Raw genomic sequence first — 1,771 nt, 5'->3', positions numbered from 1 at the left:
GCCGATGCCTACGCGAGCCGTTCGGCCGTGGAGGTGGTGACCGAGTTGTGGGACCGGGCAGCGAAGCCGCTACCGCGCTGAAGCGTATTCGCGGCGGCCGGGATCACCCGACGCGGCGCTCGGCCTCGGCGGCGATATCGGCGAGGTCCTGTTCCATGGCTCGGCGGGTCGACCTCTCGGCGAACCGCCCCATCACCATCATCGCTACGCGGGAGGCCGCGGGGGCGTGGGCGGTGTGGGCGCCGAAGCGCATGCGCAGCGTCGAGCCGCCGTCGGCGTCCGGGGAGATGGTGAACACCGTCTTGTACTCGGTGCCGCCGTTCTCGGCGACGATCGTGGTGGCGTTCGGTGGCTCGGCCGCGAGCACCATCATCTCCTCGGTGGACTTCATGCCGAACATCTTCCGCGTCTCCCGCCAGCGCAGCCCGGGCTCGTACGGGCCGTCGGTGAGGATCTCGACCGCGAGCACCCCGCTGAGGGTGAGGTGGGCGGAGGGGATGTCGGTGAGCACGGCCCAGACGGTGGCGGGGTCGGCGGCGACGTGACGGGACAGGTCGAGCTGCATGGGGACGAGGCTACCGGCGCCGGCGGGTGATGCGGGCGCCGGAAATGCGGACACCGGCCCCCGCCGAAGCGGAGGCCGGTGTCGCGGGCGGCTCGGGTCGGCCGGAGCCGATCCCGGGCGTCGCGCCGTCAGGCGCGCCGGCTCAGGAGCCCAGGTTGCCGAGGAGGTCGGTGAAGAAGCCGAGGACCTCGGCGAACAGGTCGGTGCCGCCGTCGACCACGTCGGAGCCGGTCGCGATGCCGTCGATGAACTCGGGAACGGAACCCATGTGATGGTCCTTTCGTCAGGGGGGCGGCGCCGGAACGCCGCTCGGTCTGTGAAGCTCTCGCGAACTCGATCAGTCCATCGAGAACTCACTTCCGGACCGTACGTAGTCCGTCGGCCGGATTCACGCGGTGGGGCGTCTTTCCGGGGTTTTAGCGGATGGAGTTCTTTTACTCGTGCAGGAAGTCCGCCCGAATCGCTTTAATGTGATCTATGTCTCAATAGCCGAATGTCGGCGAATGTGCTGAGGGGTCCGGGCGGGAAGAGGCGAGGAAATGCACGACGCCGGCATCCGTCCGAAGGCGGATGCCGGCGTCGAGGAGGTGAGGTCGGGCTCGGGGCCCGACGTCAACCGTCGATCAGGAAGCGCTGTTGAAGATCCCGAACACGAAGTCCAGGAACGACTCCGGGAGGCCCAGGAACCCGTTGGCCGCGGACGAACCGGCGGCCAGGAGGCCGTTGGCGGCGGCGGAGCCGGTGCCGATGACCTCACCGGCGAGGCCGAGCGAACCGTAAGCGATGTCTTCGATGGAACCCATGAGGGACCCCTTTCGTCAGTGCGCGGCGCCGGGTGGGCCGCGCTCGTAGTGCAGTCCTTGGTTCGGACTCGCGATGTACATCCCGAATCGCCGGGGAAGCGTTACGGCCGTGACCGCAAGCTCTTTCCGGGAAGGGGCCTATCGGCGGAATTGACGCGCAAGAAAGCGTTCATATTTGCTGCGTAACGATCCGTCGGCATTTCTCACGTAATTCAACTCACATTACGGAGGTCGACCGCGGCGGGGGCGCCGCGCGCGGGTCCGTCGAGCGGCGGGATGGGGCGTCGCGATGTGCCGGGCGATCCCGTGGGAGACAATGGGCGGCATGACACCGCACGCCGCTGACGCGCCCGCATCGATCCCCCTGCCCGCGGGCTTCCGGGCCCACGCGGGGTCGGCGGGA

Annotated in this window: 3 protein-coding genes; all 3 read right to left on the bottom strand. The window is 68.7% G+C overall.

Annotation, left to right across the window (positions count from 1 at the left end):
- Positions 1–103: 103 nt before the first annotated feature.
- Positions 104–565, bottom strand: coding sequence for an SRPBCC family protein (locus G6020_RS12590; RefSeq protein WP_182610857.1), 462 nt, complete (start codon positions 563–565; stop codon positions 104–106).
- A 142-nt stretch (positions 566–707) separates the two neighbouring features.
- The gene (locus G6020_RS17445; protein WP_277815278.1) at positions 708–833 is read right to left on the bottom strand and encodes a hypothetical protein; all 126 of its coding nucleotides are present in this window, start codon (positions 831–833) and stop codon (positions 708–710) included.
- A 355-nt stretch (positions 834–1,188) separates the two neighbouring features.
- A complete protein-coding gene (locus G6020_RS12585) occupies positions 1,189–1,368 on the bottom strand; it encodes a hypothetical protein (protein ID WP_182610856.1) in 180 nt (59 codons plus the stop codon).
- Positions 1,369–1,771: the final 403 nt, after the last annotated feature.

This window comes from Dietzia sp. B19 (assembly GCF_014145155.1).
In the GTDB taxonomy this organism is placed as follows: Bacteria; Actinomycetota; Actinomycetes; order Mycobacteriales; family Mycobacteriaceae; genus Dietzia; species Dietzia natronolimnaea.
Note: the sequence above shows the minus strand (reverse complement) of the source record. Positions and strands in the feature narration are given on the sequence as shown.

Excerpts from the sequence above, each read along its gene's own strand:
- G6020_RS12590 (WP_182610857.1), bottom strand. The coding sequence starts at position 565 with ATGCAGCTCGACCTGTCCCGTCACGTCGCCGCCGACCCCGCCACCGTC.
- G6020_RS12585 (WP_182610856.1), bottom strand. The coding sequence starts at position 1,368 with ATGGGTTCCATCGAAGACATCGCTTACGGTTCGCTCGGCCTCGCCGGT.
- G6020_RS17445 (WP_277815278.1), bottom strand. The coding sequence starts at position 833 with ATGGGTTCCGTTCCCGAGTTCATCGACGGCATCGCGACCGGCTCCGAC.